The following is a 19,163-nucleotide window of genomic DNA, read 5'->3' on the forward strand; positions in this document are numbered from 1 at the left end:
GCGAAAAGACGGATCGATGACTTATGAAGAAAATATTAAGACGCAGTTCGCTGTGGCCTTCCCTCTTCCTTCTCTTCTCTCCTCAATTAAGGACTTGCTTTTGGAGGTGCAGTGGCTTGATGGCTTGATCTTGGTGACTGATTCTCAGCAGGCCACCTTTGTGCCCTTTTCGCAGGTGGATTCTTTGTTGCGCATGGTGCGGGCACGCCCCAATGGTCAGATTGTGGTTGAACGGTTGTGCATGGCACTCCTTGATGACCATGATGGTGGGGGAGCGAAGCCTGTGCTGGTATTTCAAGGTGATGACAGGTTTTGGCTGGGAATGATGGGTCTGAACGGCAGTCACTCGAACCTTGATGGTGCTGTTGCACACCTCGATCGCTGTTTTGCTCTTAGCAGTTGAGTTATTCACGCCATCAAGGAAGGCCTTGATAAGGGAATAACTCTTCTGAGCATGAGCATGTCTGCTACTTTGCTTAACTAGTAGTTGACTTGTTGGCAGAGAGATCAGGCTTTTTGTCTCGTTTCAAATCAGCTTTCACCCTCCGGTGCTTTACATTCTTAAACCATGCTAAGAAAACTTCTGCCAGGTTGAAAAACGGAATATCTTCGCAACTTAAAATTACCGCTTCCCCAAAGTAAACGTCCAAACTAAATTAGCAAAATCTTCTTGTTTCGAGGAGCAGAAGCAAACTTTAATTTGGCATAAATAGGCTGATTGCAGTAAAGATAACAAGACTTCCATTTTCACGCCTGTTGATATCTACAAGATCATTTGAAATCACTAAAAATAACCATCATGAAAGATGGCAATCACTTCTGCTTGCAGGATTTGGCCATTGAGAAGGGCAAATTAATTGGTGCATGTGATGGTAATAACAAGCTCCTGGAGTTACCTTGCTGCCCCATTTATCTTGATTCGCGTCAATTGGTGTTGGTGTGAATAAAATGCTTGTGAGTAGCAAAACAAGATGTTTTATTGGCTTTTCGTTAGACAATAAAAAAGCTTATTGTAGTGAATGAATTGTGCTAAAAACAGCCTTAGCTCATTATTGAAGAATCATGCCTTGCCAGAAAGGTGTTTTGGTCATGCTCTGATCTTGAAATTGTTGGCGGCATAGGCCAAATTAACCTGCATGGCCCTAATGCTATTGCCATCATCATTTAATTTGCAAAATATGCTATGATTACTGGGAATTCTGAGTGATAAATATAGGATCAACGATTCCAAAGTATGGTCAATGTTGAGAAGAGATCTTTAGTTGTTTTCAAGTTAACTCTTGCTCAGAACAAAAGGTTCTGTTGCACTTATGAGCTGATCGAATGATGAAGAGAAAGGATTTCAATGATAGCAATAACTTGCCCTAATCGATAACTTCTATGATGCCCTCGGCAACATAAACCGCTAAATCCTCGATGTTCTCTGCCAGCTCTTCTCTAGATATATCCCATTTTTCACACATTTTTGTTGATAATTCATGTTGCTTAGCATGTTCTATCATTGTTTCTACCATGTGTTGAGTTAAGCTCATTCCTACTCTGATTTCAAGGTAATCCCATACAGATTTTTCTAAGCGACTAATAAATTGAATATCATCACTACCAGCGTAGTCATATAGACCCATCACCCCTATATGGCAAAAAACCTGCCCTAATTCATCGTAAGCACTTTCAGAGCCTTCTGCATGTTCATATTCTGCCAAGATCCACTCTAATTTCTCTCTCTCCTTTTTGTTACCATTCTTTGCTGCCTTGAGAAGCTCGTAGAATTCTTTGAACTCTATTGGTTTTGGCATGAGGGTCATCAAATTCCATCAATCATCCTACTCGTAGAAGTAGAGCTGATCACCAAAAGCTGGTGTGATGAGTAGAGAAATCATTTCAAGCCTATCAAGTGCTTTTCATTAGAAATATCAAATGGTTTTGAACTTATCATTTATGTTAGAAGCTAGCTCACGGATTTAGGCAGCTTATAGTCCTCCTCCTACCTCCCTAATATCGTTGAATAGAGCTTTATATCCTACCTCAAAGAGGGTGATATATACCCTGCAAAATTTTATGCTTTACTTTTCTCTATTGACGTTCACCGAGTTCCTTCATTTCTTCAAGAAGAGTTTGGTTTAAGTTATCATCACATCTCATGATCATTAATGGATAGATCGTACCTTGACTGTATGCAGCATATGCTTCGGCGCAAACCTCCCCGATCGCACTCTTCCAGACCTCAAAGGTCGAAGCTTTTAGTTGAGACTCTAAACGGCTATTTGATCGTTTAAGGGCTTGGGAGGCGCAATAGCTAAGCTCATAGTTGTTGTCTCCTGGGCACTTGAACTCATTTGCCTTGGATGGGACAAGTACTGTCCATATCAATAAGGGGAGTAAGGGGAATACTTGCTTCAATGCCTTGACTGTTGCTTTTGGGAATTATGTCATGCCATTGACGCATTAATGTCAATGAATTGGCAGACTTTAATTGTCGATGATCTCCTTGAAGAAACCTCAATATGACATTCTCGGTTCTTCTGAGGTCCAAGGATTCTTTCCCTTTCTTTTGTCGAGCTCTTGCCTATCAAAAAAGTCCATCATTTCATGCTATTACCTTCAAGGTTCAAGAATTTCTTTGGCGATTAGATTAAAGAAGAATATCTCGTTGCGAACATGAAAGGATTTGGAGAAAAGAAAGAAATAAAAAATAAACAGCCCTCCAAGAAGTTTGCCCGAATACCGCCTGATCAACTCAAGGCTATCGCTTTTAAACATCACCAACAAGGCAATATAAATGAGGCACAAAAAGCCTATCAGGAATTTATTAATAGTGGTTTAAGTGATCCAGATGTATTCTCTAATTTCGCATTGATCTGTCAATCCCAAGGAGAGATTGACAAGGCAATAAACATCTATAAGAGAAGCATCAAACTATTTCCACGCCATGCTTTTTCACATGCAAACTTGGGATATCTTTTCTTTCAGATAGGAATGTTAGATGATGCTGAAGCAGCGATCCGCCAGGCAATTGTTATACAGCCTAACCTTGCCAATGCTTATTCATACTTGGGTTTAGTCTTACGAGAAAAAGGAAGACTAACTGATGCAGAAGATATAACCCGAAAGGCCATTGAACTTCAGCCAGATTTGGTTGATGCATACGTTAATCTTGGTCAGATCCTACAGAATCAAGGCAAACTAGATGAAGCAGAACATACAACACGCCAGGCAATTGAATTGCAAGATGATTCAGCAAGTATTTATCTGAATCTAGGTGGTATCCTGCAAGACCAAGGTGATTTAACTGATGCAGAAGCGAATACAAGAAAGGCAATGCATCTACAGGCCGATCTGCCTGATGTCAATTTAAACCTTTCTATAATTCTAAAGGACCTTGGTAGAATTGAGGAGGCTGTATTTCATGTAACAAGAGAAATTGAGCTTTACCCACAAAAGCAATCATCATATTTGCTTCTTAACTCTCTACTTGAGGAATCTGATCTTTCATTCTTGCCTGAACGACAGTCTAGAGTTTTGCTTCGTGGCCTATTAAAGAGAAATGATATTGCACATAAAAATCTATTTTCAGCAATTAATCTCTTGATCTCTGAAAAAACACTAGACAACATTTCAGGCATTAATCATAATTTATTTGACCACCCATCTTTTCAAAAAATTCTTGCTGATGATGAGATCATCAGTGCTCTTGGTTTGATGTTATTCACCACAATAGCCTGGGAGAAGGCGTTGACTAATATACGCAAGCAAATATGCATTTCAATCCAAAATAATGTTTTTAATAAAAGGATTATTGACTTGACTATTGCTCTTGCGGAGCAGTGTTTCCTTAATGAATATATTTTTACATGCACCAAGCAAGAATTGGATGCAATCGAACAGTTTAAACTTTCTTGCTTGAGAAGTGACTTTGATCTGAAAACTCTTTCCATCTTAGCTTGTTATATACCCATTACTCATCTTTGTGAACAGTTCCCTTCATTAAGAGGATTCATCGATGCAAATGAGAAATTAAATAATTTAAAAATAATGCAACTCGTTGAACCAGAACGCGAACATGAGCTTGCAGCATCTATTCCTAAATATGGATCTATAGATGATGGTACTTCTATTCAGGTTAAAAAGCAGTATGAAGAGAACCCTTATCCGCGTTGGAGATATGCTTCTTATTCATGTGAAAATGTTCAAACTATATCTTCAGCGATTAACAACGAAATAAACCCTAATCGGGTCTCAATTATTTTGCCCAATCAGAGATCTCGAGTTTTAATAGCTGGCTGTGGAACAGGACAGCAAATATTCGATGCCCTCTCTTATTCTAACTCTGAATTAACTGCTATCGATCTCAGCTCTTCTAGTATCGCTTATGCAAAGCGTAAGGCTCATGAATATGGAATTGAGCATATAAGATTTATTGAGATGGATATTCTTGATCTTCCGAAACTAAATGAAGAGTTTGATCTCATAGAATGTACGGGTGTTCTTCATCATATGAAGGATCCATCTGAAGGTCTGCAATCTCTACTTAAAATACTCGCAGCGGATGGAATGCTCAAATTAGGATTTTATAGTGAGTTAGCACGTCAAGATATTGTCGAGGCTAGGAAAATTATTAAATCTGAATCTTTTGAGGCTAGTAATGAAGGTATTCGTCTATTTAGGAACAAAATAATTAATGGTGAATATCCGAACATTAGTTCAATCTCAAACTGGCCAGACTTTTACACAACTTCTATGTGTAGAGATCTTTGTTTTCATATTATGGAACATCGTTATTCACTAGAGATGATAGCATCTCTGCTTGACCAATTTGAACTTAGATTCTTAGGCTTTGTGTTACCCAGTTTTGTTAAAAAGGATTATGGCAGAGCTTATCCATCTGATTCAATGCAGACTGACCTCGGCTATTGGCAACAGTATGAACAAGTCAATCCCAACACCTTTCGACAAATGTACCAATTTTGGACGAATCAAAGATAATGGCTTATGCCTAAATATTCTGCATAAATAATGATCATTTTGGTGTTGAACACCATGCTTATATGGGTGGATTGCCTGGCAACCAGTCCAATGGTATAATGTTGGCTCATAATCAATACAATGATCATGGAAGATCCTGAGAGCAATGCAAGTTCGAGTAACGACCAAACGGAAGCCTTCGAGCCGCCAAAAAATAGATTTGGAATACCATATTTGCTCGCAACTGATAAAGAAGAAAAAGATATGCCTAAAAAAGAGGTGCTTAATGTGTTAGGCCTACAATTATCTGCACCAGCGGGAATGCAGAACCCGTTGTTGATCTTCTTTGGATTAATTGGTGTTAATATTGCAATTATTGGATACTTTACATACATGCTAAATAAATAGTCTTGTCTTAATCTTGCTGTTTGCTTTCAAAGCGTATTGTTTGTTCGCTCGCTGTTAATGTATTCACCAAGACTGCTTGAATCAGGTAGTGTAAATACTGCTCACTAGAACTTCCTTGAATTTTTTACTGTTTTATATCTTGAAAATTCTATAGGTTTATAGCTCTAATTCCTTTAGGTGTTTACCATTCTTTTATTGAGTTGCTACAAGCAGATATACTTTGGAGAATAGAATAATGACTTTCTGCGATTCGCATTCTTCTAATCTAATCGGACTATGACATCAAAAGGCTATAAATGAGCCTTAACCTTGTTCTGATTTGATGATCTAGAAATGAGATGCTGAAAGAAACAATTGCAAAGACTTTCTCTTTAAGAGATAATCATTGACTGGCTGTTCTTTTGGTATTATCTTGCCTTCTTTGTAGGACTATATTGATTATTGCCAGAGAAAATATTATTGTGATAGAGGCAATGAATATTGTTAGAGGTTGTCCCTGGAGTGCCTTTATATTCCCATTAATAATTTCTTGGATTTCAATGCCTCCAAGGCGTTTTAGTGCATATCCACTTGCAACAAATGGGGCGTCTGATATTATGATGCTAAAGAATAATGCAGGCAGAAACTTTTTCCATGTAACTTTTGTAAGTCCTAATCCATAACAAACAAAATCAAATAAATTCGACATTAAAAAACTTGTCATCAAGAAAAAGTTTTGCTCTAAATGTTTTTTGCTAAAATTTTCAACACGATTCATCAGATTCTTACCTACGAGTTTCTCAATTAAAGCTCTGCCAAATTTCCTGGAAAGGGTGAAGCAAGAACAACAAGCGACCAGATCTGCTACGAAAATAACCAACAAGCCTTGTTGGAATCCAAAGAAATAACCAGAGAGAACAGAGCATTATGTGCCAGGAAGTATTGGAATGATGATACTTATTGACCGTAGGGCGAAAATAATCCCAATTGCCCATAGCCCTAACGATTCAACTCCGCCATCGATAGCTTTTAGCCAACTTCCTATCGTTGATACATCAAGAAATTGAGCAATATAAATCATTAGAGCTACTATGAGTATGCTGATTATTAAATAAGAGTATTTCGTCCGATTGAGCTGTATTCTGATCACTTTTTAGTGGATTTAACTAACTGACTATAGCATTTGCATGTTTTCGAGTCTATCCGAATTAAACAAGCTTTTGCTTAGGTAATGGATAAGTAGGAATACAATATAATTACGATCAAAGCCCCTCAGAACAACGCTAGTGCACTTCCAGGACATCATCACGACCCTGAATTCCTTTTGGGCTGATCAGGGCTGTGTGCTGTTGCAGCCTTATGACACGGAAAAGGGTGCCGGCACGATGAGTCCCCATACCGTTCTGCGCGCTATTGGACCAGAGCCCTGGGCTGTGGCTTATCCAGAGCCCTGTCGTCGGCCGACCGATGGTCGCTACGGCGACAACCCCAATCGCGCTCAACACTATTTTCAATATCAGGTATTGATCAAGCCCTCTCCAGTTGGTATTCAGGAGACGTATCTTGCATCGCTTGAAGCTTTAGGAGTTTGTACGGCGGAACATGACATTCGCTTTGTAGAAGACAACTGGGAATCACCCACTCTTGGAGCCTGGGGGGTTGGTTGGGAAGTGTGGCTTGATGGTATGGAGGTTACACAGTTCACTTATTTTCAGCAATGTGGTGGTCTTGATTGCAGCCCTGTGCCGATCGAGATCACTTATGGCATTGAGAGACTGGCCATGTATTTACAGAATGTTGAGAATATTTGGGATCTCAGCTGGAATAACAAACGAAGCTATGGCGATATCTGGCTTTCTCTAGAAAAGGGTCAGTGCGACTTTAATTTTGAATCATCGGATCCAAGTCGCCTTAAACAGTTGTTCGATCTTTATGAAGCGGAAGCGTCAGACCTGATCGCAAAGCAGCTTCCAGCACCCGCACTTGATTTCGTTCTTAAATGTAGCCATACTTTCAACCTCCTGGAGGCTCGTGGCGTGATTTCGGTCACGGAGCGAACAGCCACGATTGGCAGAATTCGCAGTTTGGCTCGCGGGGTGGCAGAGGCTTGGTTAACAGAAAGGGAGGCAATGGGATTCCCATTGCTTAATAACAAGGCACTTCCTTTAGACCAGCCATTGCAATCTTAAATGACTCAATAAAATTCAAGGGCCTGTTTTCACGCACCTGACCTTGCCTGTATCAATTGATACTTAGGGCTGTTAATTGTGTCCGTTGTGAACACTGATCTTTTCACTATCTTTTGCTGGCCCATGTTTTGGGCTCTTTGTGTGAGGAACTAAATGAAACTCTTCCAGCAATTGCTGGTGGCACCTGCTGCCTTGGGCCTGATGGCCCCCATGGCTGCTAATGCCGCAGACCTAGACATCAAAGGTGTGTCCGATTATTCGGCCTCCAGCGAGCAGGTCACCAGCATCTCCCAATTCCAAGATGTTTACCCAACCGACTGGGCTTATCAGGCGCTGAGCAACCTGATTGAGCGCTACGGCTGTGTAGCTGGCTATCCAAGCGGTAGCTACTTGGGCAACAGAGCAATGACCCGCTTTGAAGCGGCTGCTCTATTGAATGCCTGCCTCGATCGCATCACTGAGGTAACTGACGAACTGCGTCGCTTGATGCAGGAATTCGAGCAGGAGCTCGCCATCCTCAAGGGCCGTGTTGATGGGCTAGAAGCCCGCGTTGGTGAACTCGAGGCCACTCAGTTCTCCACCACTACCAAGCTGAACGGTAAGGCCCATATGGTTCTTGGCGGAACCAGCTATACCGGTGACGAGACCGATGACCTTACGGATGATGGGGACTATCTGGGAACTGACGCACTTACTTTCAACTACACTCTGCAGTTAGATCTGAACACCAGTTTCACGGGTAAGGATCTTCTCTATACTCGTCTGAAGACAGGTAACTTTGCAGATAGTGCATTTGGTGGCAAGGGTTATGTGAAGCCCGCCTACTTGAATGTTGCCAATAACAATCAAGATGTCGTTAAAGTCGACAAGCTTTGGTATACCTTCCCCATTGGTGACGACTTCACTGCTTGGATTGGTGCCAAGATTGAAAACTACTACATGCTTGGTAGTGCACCATCACTTTACCAGCCAATCTTGAAAGCCTTCAAGTTGGGTGGTAACTATGGTGTTTACGGTGCAAGTACAGGGCAAGGCTTAGGTTTGGCCTGGAAGTCGCCAGTCGACGATCCGATGGATGCCAGGTTTGGCATTAGTGCCAATTATGTGGCCAAAGAAGGCGACAATGGTGATCCTTCTGATGGTGGTGTAGGCAACGGTAATTCCAAAGGTAAGTTTCTCGCCAAGGTCGATTACGGCAATCCTCAGTGGCAAGTTTCTGCGGCTTATGCCTACACCCAACAAGGCATGACTCAAGGCTTTGGTACGTCAGATGGTGGTGCCAGCGTCTATAGCAAGTGCAGAGGCACAAGTTCTTGTGGTGCTGATTCCAATGGAGTCGCGTTTAGAGCTTTTTGGCAGCCAGATGAGCCAGGCTTGATTCCTTCCTTCAGTGTTGGTTACGACTTCACTGATTACAACCTGCCAGATGAGGCAGCAGATGGCACCCGCGAGCAAAGCATGGCTTGGTTCGCAGGCATGATGTGGAAGGATGCCTTCATTGAGGGCAATACCCTTGGCGCTGCAGTCTCTGAGCTTCAGTGGGTGACCCAACAGAAGGGTGATGACACTCCTGATGACGGCAACATGGCGTTCGAGCTGTGGTACAAGTTCCAGGTCACAGATAACATCTCTGTGACACCAGCTGTTTTCTATCTGAGCCGTCCGTTTGGAGAGAAAACAGGAACAGCTACAAAGTACGGTGGCAAAGGAGCTGATACTTTCGGTACCTTCGGTGGCCTCGTTCAAACGACATTTAAGTTCTGATCTGAGCGAGGGAGGGGATCACCCCCCCCCCTGGTTCGTCAGAACATCAAGGCGCCCCTAGAGCGGGCGCCTTTTTTTGTCTTTGCAAGTCATTTAAAGCTGAAGAGAGCAAAGCAGAAGACTTCATCACGCAAACAAGCTCTTGTTCTTTTATCAATCAATCCACGATCACAGTGATGGGAAACTATGGCTCCCCTATTTCTTCAGGATTAGTATTGCCTCTTTTCTGAGTAGATTAGTTTTATTAGCCTTAATAAAAAAGGCTCCTTCCTGATCAGAAGAAGCCTTGTGAATGAGCTTGATTGTCTTCGTTTAGAGCGGTGTTTTTGAAAACTATTTCAGAATAGGTTCACCAGCAGTTTTCTCCTTCGCCGATCGGGACGCAAATATTAGATTTCTTTGCTTTTTTGGCAGCTTTCTTCGCATCTTCATCAGGTTTGCTTTCAGCATCGATGTCTTGATCAGTGGTCCACTCTTTCAGTCCACCCATATCACCTTCACCGCCTTCGCCAGCGTGACTGAGATTTGGCTGAAGTGCGTTTGCCGCCAGCAGTGCAGAAGCTGCAAGAAATATTGCTACAGGAGACTTTTTACTCATGCTTTGCAGATAAGTGAATCTACATACATTTTGGCTCCTCCACGCCACCATTGTTTGGCGATTCGTTACTTGGCTTGGTATCAAATGACTCTGGCTTCAGCTGCCGAGGCGCCTGAGCAGGTTGGTGTAGGCCTGAAAGATCAAGTCCAGTTCTGGTGAACGGCCATGCTCGGCAAGAAGGGCGCGGGCACCAGCATTGAGGCCAAACAGAATAGTGCGGTCTTCATTGCTGCTGATGTAGCTCTGGATCCAGCCAACACAAACCAGCCGTTCACCAGCAGTGACTGTTTCCACGGCATGCAGGCTTGTGCTGGGATAAATGATCACCTGGCCAGCTGGCAGCTTCACTTGTTTGCTGTCTTGCAAGGTTTGAATGCACAGAGCCCCCCCCTCGTAACTTTCTGGCTCGTTTAGAAACAGCGTGAAGGAGAGGTCGCTACGCCCTGAGCTCATGTAGGCATTGTCGACATGCATTCCATAGCCCTGGCCAATGCCGGACCGACTGAACATCACCCCGTGGATGTGCCTTGGCAAGGCAAAGCTCTTCACAAGCGGATCCGATTCGAGCTGCTTAATCACCAGCTGGCTGTTTTCTTTGGCGGTTTTTGAGTTGCGATCCAGCTGGAGGTTGTTCTTGACTTCGGCTGCTTGATAGCCCGCTGTTTTACGTCCGTCCTGCCATGAGGTTTCGTCAGCCAAGAGAGTTGCACGCAATTGGCTCACAGTTGCCTCATCAAGCAATGGATGGGTCAGGGGCTCCATAGAGATTGCTGAGGAAATTCCATCATCAGAGCGTTGAGCCTCTTGGGTCGTGAGCGCATCATTTGTTACAGCAGCTGGTATGGAATGCGCAAGGAGGCTTTGAGTGCTCTCAATAGGGTGAGGCTTGCAACGTTAATGGTTTGTTGGCAATGGGTTTGAAGGCGCGTCTTACGTATTCAGGCTTGGCGGCCGTTCTCGCCCTTGGCACTGGATTCAGCCAAAACGGTGTTGCGAATGCTCGAGAAGTACGTGTTTATTCAGGTCGGCACTACAACACTGATCGTCAAATTTATAAGAAATTTTCCGAGCAAACAGGGATCAAGGTTCGGCTGATCGAATCTTCTGGGATTTCATTGTTAGAGCGTCTTAAACGAGAGGGGGCAAACTCTCAGGCCGATGTGATCATCCTTGTTGATGCTGCACGGATTAGTAATGCAGCAAAAGAGGGTCTTTTGCAACCTTCGCGCTCAGCAAAATTGGATAGCGAAGTCCCCAGTGCCTATCGCGATCCGCGAGGTCGTTGGTATGGCCTGACCCGTCGCGTGCGGGTGATTGTTGCCAATCCATCGAAGGTGAACGTCGGCAGTATTCGCACTTATGCCGATTTGGCTAGTCCCTCACTTCAAGGGAAGGTGTGTCTACGCAAGCGCAACAACGTCTACAACCAATCGTTAGTCGCTGATCAGCTTGTGTTGCGCGGTGAGGCGGCAACCAAGAGTTGGTTACAGGGAATGATCTCTAACGTTTCCCAGCCTTACTTTGGAGGAGATGTCTCCCTGGCTCGTGCTGTGTCACAAGGCATCTGCGGCGTTGGCATCGTTAATCACTACTATGTTGCGCGGATGCGTGCTGGTGTGAGCGGATCGAAAGACAAGGCTCTTGCTAATAAGCTCACGGTAATCACACCTGATCCCGCTCACGTCAATGTCAGTGCTGGTGGGTTGGCTAGGTATGCAAAGAATAAGAAGGAGGCGATTGAGTTGCTTGAATTTCTTGCTTCACCCGATGGCAGTCAAGGCATGGCTGGCCCCACCTATGAACATCCGTTGAATGGCTATGGCACGTCGTTAGAACTCAAAAAGTTCGGCACTTTCCGCCCCGATCGGGTCACGATTAGCCAGCTCGGAGCGAATAATTCCAAGGCGATTCAGTTGATGGCTCAATCAGGTTGGAAATAGGGTTTTAGGCTTGTGGGTTCAGGGCTAGAGCCCTTCTTAGGGAGATCCTTTGCCAGGTTCTTCCTTGAACCCTGCATACTGCGAAGCGCAGAGAGGGGAATTCTCGAGATAGTCGTTTGAGTTTGTTTGAGAGGGTTTTCTTCGCATTTGCTTGTTGCAGGCTTGGCCCTTACAGCACTAGTGCTTGGTGCCCAGCCCTTTCCTTCTCAAGCAATGGTTGTCGTTGCTGTGGGGTTGCTGATCACGGCTCGTTTCTGCTTGATTCGTCTCGGCATGACCCAAAGCAGGGCTACAGCATTGGCGTTGATGTTGCCATTGTTGTTGGCATGGGCTTGCTGGTGGGGGCAGCCGAGGCCTGGACCTTTGGACCCTGTGCGTTTGTTGGCGAGTGCCGGTTCTTTTTGATGGTTCATCGCGCCTACCGCTTTGAAGCAGCCTCGAAGGCCGGCTGCTGAGTGATGGCCGATTGCTTCGTGATAGCAGGTTTGTGGCTGATAGTTGTCGTGCCTTGTTGGCGGTGCACCGGATTAATGGCTTGTCGCGCCATGGTCGTAGTGAAGTTCAGCTACGACCTTGCCCTCAGCTTTTGCAGCAGGGTTGGCGAATCCGTGTGCATGGTCAGTTGCGCGCTCCGGCTCTAGGGCCTCATCCGCTATTGCCTGGGCCAGCGGAGCGGCTTCAACAGCAGGGAAGTTGGAGCCAATTCTGGGGAGATCAGGTTGAGGTGTTGCAACGTCCCTGGACGCCCATCGCTGATGCTCGCCATGCGCTTAAAGCAACTGGCAGGACCCGTTCGGGAGGATTGCTGGCGGCTTTGGTGCTGGGTCGTGCCCAAGTTGATCTGCCGCTTGATTTGGTGAAGGCGTTCCGCGTTGCTGGCCTTTTCCATGCCTTGGAGGCCTCGGGTTTTCACCTTTCTGTGCTGTTGGGAGCGTCGCTGGGGATTGCTCGGTTGCTGCCAAGGCCCCTCCGTTTGACGTTTGCTTCAACGGCACTGATCAGCTTTTTGATGCTGGCCGGACCACAACCGTCGGTTGTGAGAGCTGTGTTGATGGGTAGCACGGTGTTGTTGATCAACAAAGGCGGAGGCCGCAGTCGTCCTCTAGGTGTGTTGCTAGCGACGTTGGTGCTGATGCTGTTGGTGAATCCCGCCTGGGCGCGATCGATTGGTTTTCAATTGAGTGCGGCAGCTACTGCAGGATTGGTCATCACAGCAGGGCCTCTAGAGCAGGCTCTATCCAAGCGTCTACCTACATGGCTTCGAGGGTTGGCACCAGCGCTGGCTGTTCCTTTGTCCGCAATCGTCTGGACGCTGCCACTACAGATTGTTCATTTTGGATCTGCACTTGGCCAATGGCGCAGTTGTTCACCGGTCATCCCCAGCCTTGGTTGGTGCTGTTGTTGGTGTTGGGATTGCTGCTTTGGTTGGTAACGGGATTGCGTCACTGGCGTCACTGGCGTCACTGGGGAGTGGTTGCGTTGTTGGTTTGTTCGTTATCGCAGGCTGTTGTACAGATGGGCGATGGACTCGTGGTGGTGCATCAGCGCAGTCATCAATGGTTGCTAGCTAGGCATCGTGGGCGGGCGGTTTTGGTTAGTACGCATGGAGATGGTCGTAGCTGTTGGCAGGCTCGTCGGCTGAGTGAAGCGTTTGGCCATGCCCGTCTTGATTGGGCGATGGTCTTGGATCTGGTTGCCAGTGAGGCGGCGTCTTGTTGGCGGAATCTGGCCCATACCGTGCTGGCTGAGCATCAGGGTGTGATGCCTTTGCATGTTGGACAGCTGTTAGTTAGTCCTGGCCTGGAGGTGAGACCAATTGCTGCGGCAGAGAAGAGTTTGCAGTTGCGAGCTTGTTGTTTGCGTTGGCATCTGCGCCAACGCGTCAGGCCTATTGGAGTTGGCGTGATCGCCAGGGTTTGGATGGCGTGGAGCGTCAACCTTTAGTCAAATCAGAGGGTTTGACAGGGGTATGGCTTGGCTTTGTCTCAACCTCTCTTGAGCGGCGATGGTTGCTACAACACACTGCAGGGCGGCTTTGGGTCAGTGGTAGAGCCAGCGGCTCCTTCAGCATGGTGGTCTAGCGTTTTAAAGTTTCCTTGCGTCTTTACGGGCGTCTGGAGAGGTGGCTGAGTGGTCGAAAGCGAACGACTCGAAATCGTTTGACGGGCAACCGTCCGTGGGTTCGAATCCCACCCTCTCCGTTTTTAGTTTGTGCTGCCGGGACCTGACAGGTCTCAGAGTGCTTTCATAGCAATGTGTCTGGGACGTGACGCTGTCCTGAGAGGTCCTCGGAAAACCCCTCCGAAGCGCTTGATTTGTTGGTGGATATGTTGGTGGATATTGTGGTTGTGTTGGTGGATAAAATGTATGTTGGTGGATTTCGTTAGATGGGTCTGACAGAAAGGGAAGTCAGGTCACTATCAGTCAAGTCAAAGAGGTACAGCAGGTCCGTGGGAGACTCCCTATATGTATTAGTAGAACCTGTAAAAGGTAGTGGTGGCAAGAGTTTTGTAGGGAAAATGCGTTCTAATGGCAAGCAAATTGATGTTCGTATCGGCGTTTTTGGCAAAGGTCCAGGGCAGTGGACTCTCAAAGCAGCAAGAGATGAATGGTTTCGTTTGCGGAGTTGGTATAGAGAGACAGGCAGAGATCCAAGAGAATTGCAAAAGGATGAGAAAAGGCAATTAGCAAAACAATCCTCTGATCAAACACTTAATGAGTTGGTTGATTCTTATTTGATTGCATGTAAGACGAAATACAAACAATCAGAGACCACCATTAAGGACAAGAAAAATAAGTTGTCCAATGAAATTATCCCTGCATTAGGTGGAAGTACTCCTGTTAGTCGTTTGGGATGGGATGAGAAATCAAAAGGTAGGACTGGCAGAGAAGCGGTCTTTGAGATCACTGACTCCATAGAGAAGAGGGGGTCTCTAAATCAGGCAAGGAAGGTGCTTGGTGTGATGAGGCACCTCTTTGACTACGCCATAGAACGGGGATGGATGGAGAGAGGTCAAAACCCTGCAGTGCAAGCAAGGAGTGTTGGTGCAGGGCATGAGGTCCAACACAACCCTTGTTTGTCGTGGGATGAGTTGCCGCAGTTATTGGATGACCTAAACCGCAATAAGGGGAATGGGTCACAGGTGGTTCTTGCTGCGATCAAGTTGGATTTAATGACTTTCTTGCGTGTTGGGTCATTGGTTCCAATGCGTTGGGATGAAGTGGATTACGCAGCAAACCTATGGACTGTGCCTGGATCCAGGATGAAGAGTGGCAAGAATCATTGGGTTCCTCTGACTGATCCAATTAAGGATCTGCTGGCACATCTGAGGAAAATCAATGGTGACCAGGATTATGTGTTCTGGAGTCCAAGGGGTAGAAGCAAACCCCATATCGATGAGTCAGCACTGAACCAACACCTCAAAGTGCGCCTTGGTTATGGAGGAAGGCAAACCGCTCATGGACTTCGTTCTTTGCCACTAACAGCAGGGCAGGAAGTCCTCAAGTTCTCTGCTGAGGTCATTCAACGGCAGATGGACCATGCAGTTGGGGACAAGGTTCGTCAGGCATACGACAAGTCCCAACTTCTTGATGAGAGGTGGAAGTTCATGCGTGCCTGGTGTGATGCTCTCCTGGATCAAGGACTTGAGGTTTGAGAAGGGGCATCAAGCAGTTCCATTGGTCGAGGAACCCTTCTTGCACCTGCTCTTAATTGGCAACCAGTCTTCTGAGTAGGTACTGGTCCATCTCGCCTTACGCCACTCATCAAACATCTGCGTGCCTCCATAACGCTTGATCAGGTCATGGAGAACAACACCATTGAGAGTGCATCCATCAACAGGACATGCCAGCACATAGGTGTCCTTAGAGCGTGCATAACCCATCACTGCCTTGTGCTTCTTGCAGTTAGGGCATTGAACCTGGAAGGTCTCTTTGCCGTTGAAATTATCTCTTCTTTTGATTCCACCTAATCTTGATGCCATTTCAATGAAGAATGGATATTCAATTTTGAGATCAGTTTTAAACTCATAACCCATAAGATTATCTCTCTACTTGTTATCATAACTTAACACAATATCAACAATTAGTCAACAACTTGTATAGATAGAGTGGGTATGAAATTTTGGACTTCTTGAGTTAACTAAGTTCACTTAAGTGTTCTCAAAGTCATCTTAAGGATCAAAGGTGATTTTAAAAGTATTTATAAATATAAGTACGTTTACTACCTAAGACTACTTTCTAGCGATAAAGCATCAATTGAGAATCAGGACCATCCTTACTTTATTTACAAGAACTATGCAAGCAATTCAAGAACCAAAGCAACTAATCAAATCAGTTTCCTATAAGAGAACAGAACAGAAGGTATTAAAGATGGAAAAAGAACTACAAGATTATTATGGATATGACTACAGTGGATTACATAAGACTCTTGTAAGGGATGCATTTGCAAAGATCAGAATGATTTAAAGAGGAACAATAATGAACACAATCAAACTATCAGCAGTCCATTATCAGATGCTATTAGAACTATCAAAGAAGAAGCACATTAAACCACTTGATTACCTAGAAGAGTTAATACAAGAGGTTTTCAATAGAAAGTAGATGAGTAATCCAATAGTGGGTTTATAAGGTTCCATAAATCTAATCTATATGCGGACCAGATCGACCTTTGAATACACTTCGGATTAAAATTTTTCTGGGGTAAAAAAAATGGTCTATCAAGGTCGCATATGAATAGCAAAATGGTTGTCTAGTTATCATAATAAAAAGGAGCAGAACAGTTGGCATCACTATTTCAGTGTGTGTGCCAGTAGTTGCGGGTCGGGTTCTATTAGGTTAGAATAAGGGTATCGATACGGGGTGATGCAAGCAACCCTCTCTGCGATACAAATCTAATATCTTCTTCGCCCGAAAGGGATCCTTTAGTTAACCAGACATTCCCACCCTGGTTCATGCCAAAGCAAACGGCAAGGGCGAACGCAAACCGCCTAATTAACCCCTGGAACTATCAGGGAAATTGCGTTACGAGTCCTTTGATTTACTTTTTCTATGTGTTCAGTTGTTTCTCCTGCTCCACTACTTAATCGTGTACAGGTAAAAGCAATTTTGAGGATCAATAGCGAAAGCACTTTTCAAGATCTATTGAGAACTAACAAGGTTCCTGCTCCTTCTGGTCGTTATAAGCGTACTCATCTGTGGACTTCTTCTGACATTTATTCAATTGCAGAAAAGTTTATCATGAATGATGTAACGTTCACTGCAAATATGTGTGTCAAGATTCATCTTGATGCTACTGGTGAATAGTAAGGCAAGGATATAAATCAGTACTCTTTAATCTGCTTTATGACCATTACAGCACCATCGATTACTCGGTGGTGCTTTTTCCTCACTCTTCTACTTCTCACTTACTACTCAAATGCCAGAAAATCTATAAAGCAATAAACCCCACAAGCGCTTTGCCTACCAGAAGCACAAATAGTCCTTCTGCAAAAAGCAACCAGGCAATCGTGGAGTTGTTCAGACCCAACCTTCTATAGCGATCAATCGTCGAGTCATGCACTCTTCTTAGTCGTGTAAGTGGCATAAGGGGAACTAAAAAACTGGTTTAGCAACAAACTTGGCGGTGGGGTTTCATTCTCCGCTGTCTTCTTTGCTGATTGCAGGTCTTTCACCATATAGGTCTCCTTAAAGGTTTGACCACCAAGATAAACAAGAATACAAGTAACACTCATGCCGTTGATGCTCCAATCAATATTAATAACTTTTAGGTTAAACAACAAAGTTTATAATCAGTTACTTGATCTACTGCCCAAGAGTTTCTTACCCATAACGCCAATACTTTTCTTCACATCCGTCTAACTCCAGTAGGTTGGTAGGTAAGTTATTAACAGCAAGTGTTGCTTCTTCATCATCGTCGTCCCCATCGTCATCCACAGCACAGAGGTGTTCTATGCTGAGTACGTAGTCATATCCATCCTCTATATCTTCTTCATAAGTTTCTGGGTAATCAGATAATTTAGTCAACTTATATTCTTGTATCTCTAACTTATTGTCATCAATACATTTTTGTGTAATAAGTAGTGTTCCTGAGTGCTCTGGGTCAAGCACATAATCAGCACCTTCATAGGTGAAGATTTTTTCTCCATCCTTTTCACTCCAACTACCTTCTTCCATTAGGGTTTGCAACCATTACCTTAGTTTGTCTCTTTTATTTTACGCCATTTCACTCCTTTGGAGGGATTTGAATTTGTAGGTGCTTGGGGATCTTTATTGGTTCTTCCTTTGGGTCTAACCAGTTTGCCGCAATTCGTAGTGCATTTGCTGTTGTCTCTCTTGCTTGAGGTGTAGACCACAGAAGGGCAACGATGACAGCAAGTAGAAGAGTTTTGATCATGCCGTCACGACCTCTTGCTCCACGATGATCCTTCTAATCGTCGATAGAGCAAGACCCGTTTGCTCTCTTATGGACCTGTAAGAGCACCCTTCCTTTCTTAGGCGTAGGACAAGACCTTCTTTGATGCGACTGGTCTTGGGTCTACCTCCCAAGTTCCCGCCAGTGTCTTTGCGGTGTTGGATGCTTTCAATCGTTCTCTCTCTGGTCAGTGAGCGCTCTACTTCTGCAAGACCAGAGAGCAGACCAATGAGCACAGGAGCGAATTTCCCAAGTCCTCTTGTATTGATCAGTCCATCCAAGGTCCTGATATGGATGCCTTGCTGCTGCAGGTCATGGATGCGATTAACCACCTCGACCTGGGTCCTACCTAATCGATCCATCTTCGAGACCACCAACTCATCACCTTCATCAAGAGCACTGAGTGCTGCCATCAGTTGAGGTCGTTCTTTCTCTTTGACTGTTGTGCTGATCGTTTCCTGGAAAACAACACAGCACCCTTCTTTTTTCAGATCAACAACCTGACCTTCAGTGGTCTGCCCTGAGGTACTGACGCGGGCATAACCAATCGATTTGTAGTTGGGTTTATCCATGAATGATGGTCTCTCGAACTTGCGCTTTTGGAATTTGCCCATGCGTGTTCCAAAAAGAGGGGTGTTTCACCTGTATTTCTACTTTAGCAACCAGAACGCCTTAATGGAACACATCTGAGATTGACTTCACTGGATTTTGAGGGATGAACGCTTCTTAACCAGATTGATCGTTAACCGATCGCTTATTGGAACATAAGAAATAGGCACTACTGCTCATACCCCTACTCAATCTCCGTGCTTAGACCTGTATTAGGAGTCCGAGGACGTAGAGACCCTGAAAACCTGTCCTGGACTTGAGGGCATCCGATGCGGGTGCCCTTCTTCATGTCATGCAGTTGC

The 19,163-nt window shown here is 44.8% G+C and carries 18 protein-coding genes, 1 tRNA gene and 1 pseudogene; 11 read left to right on the forward strand and 9 right to left on the reverse strand.

All coding sequences use genetic code 11. The features are described from left to right. Positions 1 to 16 precede the first annotated feature (16 nt). A complete protein-coding gene (locus AKG35_RS01465) occupies positions 17 to 403 on the forward strand; it encodes a hypothetical protein (RefSeq protein ID WP_236069623.1) in 387 nt (128 codons plus the stop codon). Positions 404 to 1,364: 961 nt separating this feature from the next. Here AKG35_RS01465 and AKG35_RS01470 read toward each other — a convergent pair. After that, on the reverse strand, positions 1,365 to 1,805 hold the full coding sequence (locus tag AKG35_RS01470; protein ID WP_041384264.1) for a hypothetical protein: 441 nt from the start codon (positions 1,803 to 1,805) through the stop codon (positions 1,365 to 1,367). Between the two features lie 853 nt (positions 1,806 to 2,658). Here AKG35_RS01470 and AKG35_RS01480 point away from each other — a divergent pair. Together AKG35_RS01480 and AKG35_RS01485 are read left to right on the forward strand one after the other, a co-directional pair. Continuing rightward, positions 2,659 to 4,983 (forward strand): tetratricopeptide repeat protein, encoded by a 2,325-nt coding sequence (locus AKG35_RS01480; protein ID WP_011129659.1) that lies wholly within the window; start codon positions 2,659 to 2,661, stop codon positions 4,981 to 4,983. Positions 4,984 to 5,109: 126 nt separating this feature from the next. Continuing rightward, the gene (locus AKG35_RS01485) at positions 5,110 to 5,370 is read left to right on the forward strand and encodes a hypothetical protein (protein ID WP_157859776.1); all 261 of its coding nucleotides are present in this window, start codon (positions 5,110 to 5,112) and stop codon (positions 5,368 to 5,370) included. A 382-nt stretch (positions 5,371 to 5,752) separates the two neighbouring features. Here the strand turns inward: AKG35_RS01485 and AKG35_RS01490 are convergent. After that, positions 5,753 to 6,256 (reverse strand): annotated as a pseudogene (locus AKG35_RS01490) (TVP38/TMEM64 family protein); the annotation flags it as partial. A 379-nt stretch (positions 6,257 to 6,635) separates the two neighbouring features. On the opposite strand from AKG35_RS01490, the gene glyQ reads away from it, so the two are divergent. Next, entirely contained in the window at positions 6,636 to 7,538 is a 903-nt protein-coding gene (glyQ, locus tag AKG35_RS01495) for a glycine--tRNA ligase subunit alpha (RefSeq protein WP_011129662.1), read from the forward strand. 153 nt (positions 7,539 to 7,691) lie between these two features. After that, positions 7,692 to 9,302, forward strand: coding sequence for an iron uptake porin (locus tag AKG35_RS01500; protein WP_011129663.1), 1,611 nt, complete (start codon positions 7,692 to 7,694; stop codon positions 9,300 to 9,302). Between the two features lie 349 nt (positions 9,303 to 9,651). Here AKG35_RS01500 and AKG35_RS01505 read toward each other — a convergent pair whose 3' ends face one another. After that, a complete protein-coding gene (locus tag AKG35_RS01505) occupies positions 9,652 to 9,900 on the reverse strand; it encodes a hypothetical protein (RefSeq protein ID WP_011826666.1) in 249 nt (82 codons plus the stop codon). Between the two features lie 96 nt (positions 9,901 to 9,996). Next, entirely contained in the window at positions 9,997 to 10,662 is a 666-nt protein-coding gene (locus AKG35_RS01510; RefSeq protein WP_011129665.1) for a Fe2+-dependent dioxygenase, read from the reverse strand. Positions 10,663 to 10,811: 149 nt separating this feature from the next. On the opposite strand from AKG35_RS01510, the gene AKG35_RS01515 reads away from it, so the two are divergent. Beyond that, positions 10,812 to 11,840 (forward strand): Fe(3+) ABC transporter substrate-binding protein, encoded by a 1,029-nt coding sequence (locus tag AKG35_RS01515; RefSeq protein ID WP_011129666.1) that lies wholly within the window; start codon positions 10,812 to 10,814, stop codon positions 11,838 to 11,840. 206 nt (positions 11,841 to 12,046) lie between these two features. Here AKG35_RS01515 and AKG35_RS13150 read toward each other — a convergent pair whose 3' ends face one another. Continuing rightward, a complete protein-coding gene (locus tag AKG35_RS13150) occupies positions 12,047 to 12,253 on the reverse strand; it encodes a hypothetical protein (protein WP_162009606.1) in 207 nt (68 codons plus the stop codon). Between the two features lie 74 nt (positions 12,254 to 12,327). Here AKG35_RS13150 and AKG35_RS13430 point away from each other — a divergent pair, with 74 nt between their 5' ends. From AKG35_RS13430 to AKG35_RS01540, 5 genes are all read left to right on the forward strand, one after another. Then, positions 12,328 to 13,272, forward strand: a complete 945-nt coding sequence (locus AKG35_RS13430; protein ID WP_236069626.1) for a ComEC/Rec2 family competence protein — start codon at positions 12,328 to 12,330, stop codon at positions 13,270 to 13,272. After that, the gene (locus tag AKG35_RS13435; protein ID WP_236069627.1) at positions 13,194 to 13,784 is read left to right on the forward strand and encodes a hypothetical protein; all 591 of its coding nucleotides are present in this window, start codon (positions 13,194 to 13,196) and stop codon (positions 13,782 to 13,784) included. The genes AKG35_RS13430 and AKG35_RS13435 overlap by 79 nt, the downstream gene beginning before the upstream one ends. Next, positions 13,766 to 13,921: a hypothetical protein gene (locus AKG35_RS12680; RefSeq protein WP_157859777.1), complete on the forward strand. Its 156-nt coding sequence runs from the start codon at positions 13,766 to 13,768 to the stop codon at positions 13,919 to 13,921. The genes AKG35_RS13435 and AKG35_RS12680 overlap by 19 nt, the downstream gene beginning before the upstream one ends. 35 nt (positions 13,922 to 13,956) lie before the next feature. Beyond that, positions 13,957 to 14,041: transfer RNA gene (locus AKG35_RS01535), tRNA-Ser, on the forward strand. A gap of 186 nt (positions 14,042 to 14,227) precedes the next feature. Then, positions 14,228 to 15,496, forward strand: a complete 1,269-nt coding sequence (locus AKG35_RS01540; RefSeq protein ID WP_011129669.1) for a tyrosine-type recombinase/integrase — start codon at positions 14,228 to 14,230, stop codon at positions 15,494 to 15,496. A gap of 9 nt (positions 15,497 to 15,505) precedes the next feature. On the opposite strand, the gene AKG35_RS01545 is transcribed toward AKG35_RS01540, so the two are convergent. The 4 genes from AKG35_RS01545 to AKG35_RS01560 form a co-directional block, all read right to left on the reverse strand. Beyond that, positions 15,506 to 15,823 (reverse strand): hypothetical protein, encoded by a 318-nt coding sequence (locus AKG35_RS01545; RefSeq protein WP_236069629.1) that lies wholly within the window; start codon positions 15,821 to 15,823, stop codon positions 15,506 to 15,508. 1,569 nt (positions 15,824 to 17,392) lie between these two features. After that, positions 17,393 to 17,572 carry a hypothetical protein gene (locus AKG35_RS01550; RefSeq protein WP_157859778.1) on the reverse strand — a complete coding sequence of 60 codons (180 nt, stop codon included), beginning with the start codon at positions 17,570 to 17,572 and terminating at the stop codon, positions 17,393 to 17,395. An 88-nt stretch (positions 17,573 to 17,660) separates the two neighbouring features. Next, positions 17,661 to 18,014, reverse strand: coding sequence for a hypothetical protein (locus AKG35_RS01555; RefSeq protein WP_041384268.1), 354 nt, complete (start codon positions 18,012 to 18,014; stop codon positions 17,661 to 17,663). Positions 18,015 to 18,230: 216 nt separating this feature from the next. Beyond that, complete coding sequence (locus tag AKG35_RS01560) at positions 18,231 to 18,866, reverse strand: recombinase family protein (protein WP_011129673.1); 636 nt, start codon at positions 18,864 to 18,866, stop codon at positions 18,231 to 18,233. Positions 18,867 to 19,163: the final 297 nt, after the last annotated feature.

This window comes from Prochlorococcus marinus str. MIT 9313 (assembly GCF_000011485.1).
GTDB lineage: Bacteria > Cyanobacteriota > Cyanobacteriia > PCC-6307 > Cyanobiaceae > Prochlorococcus > Prochlorococcus marinus_D.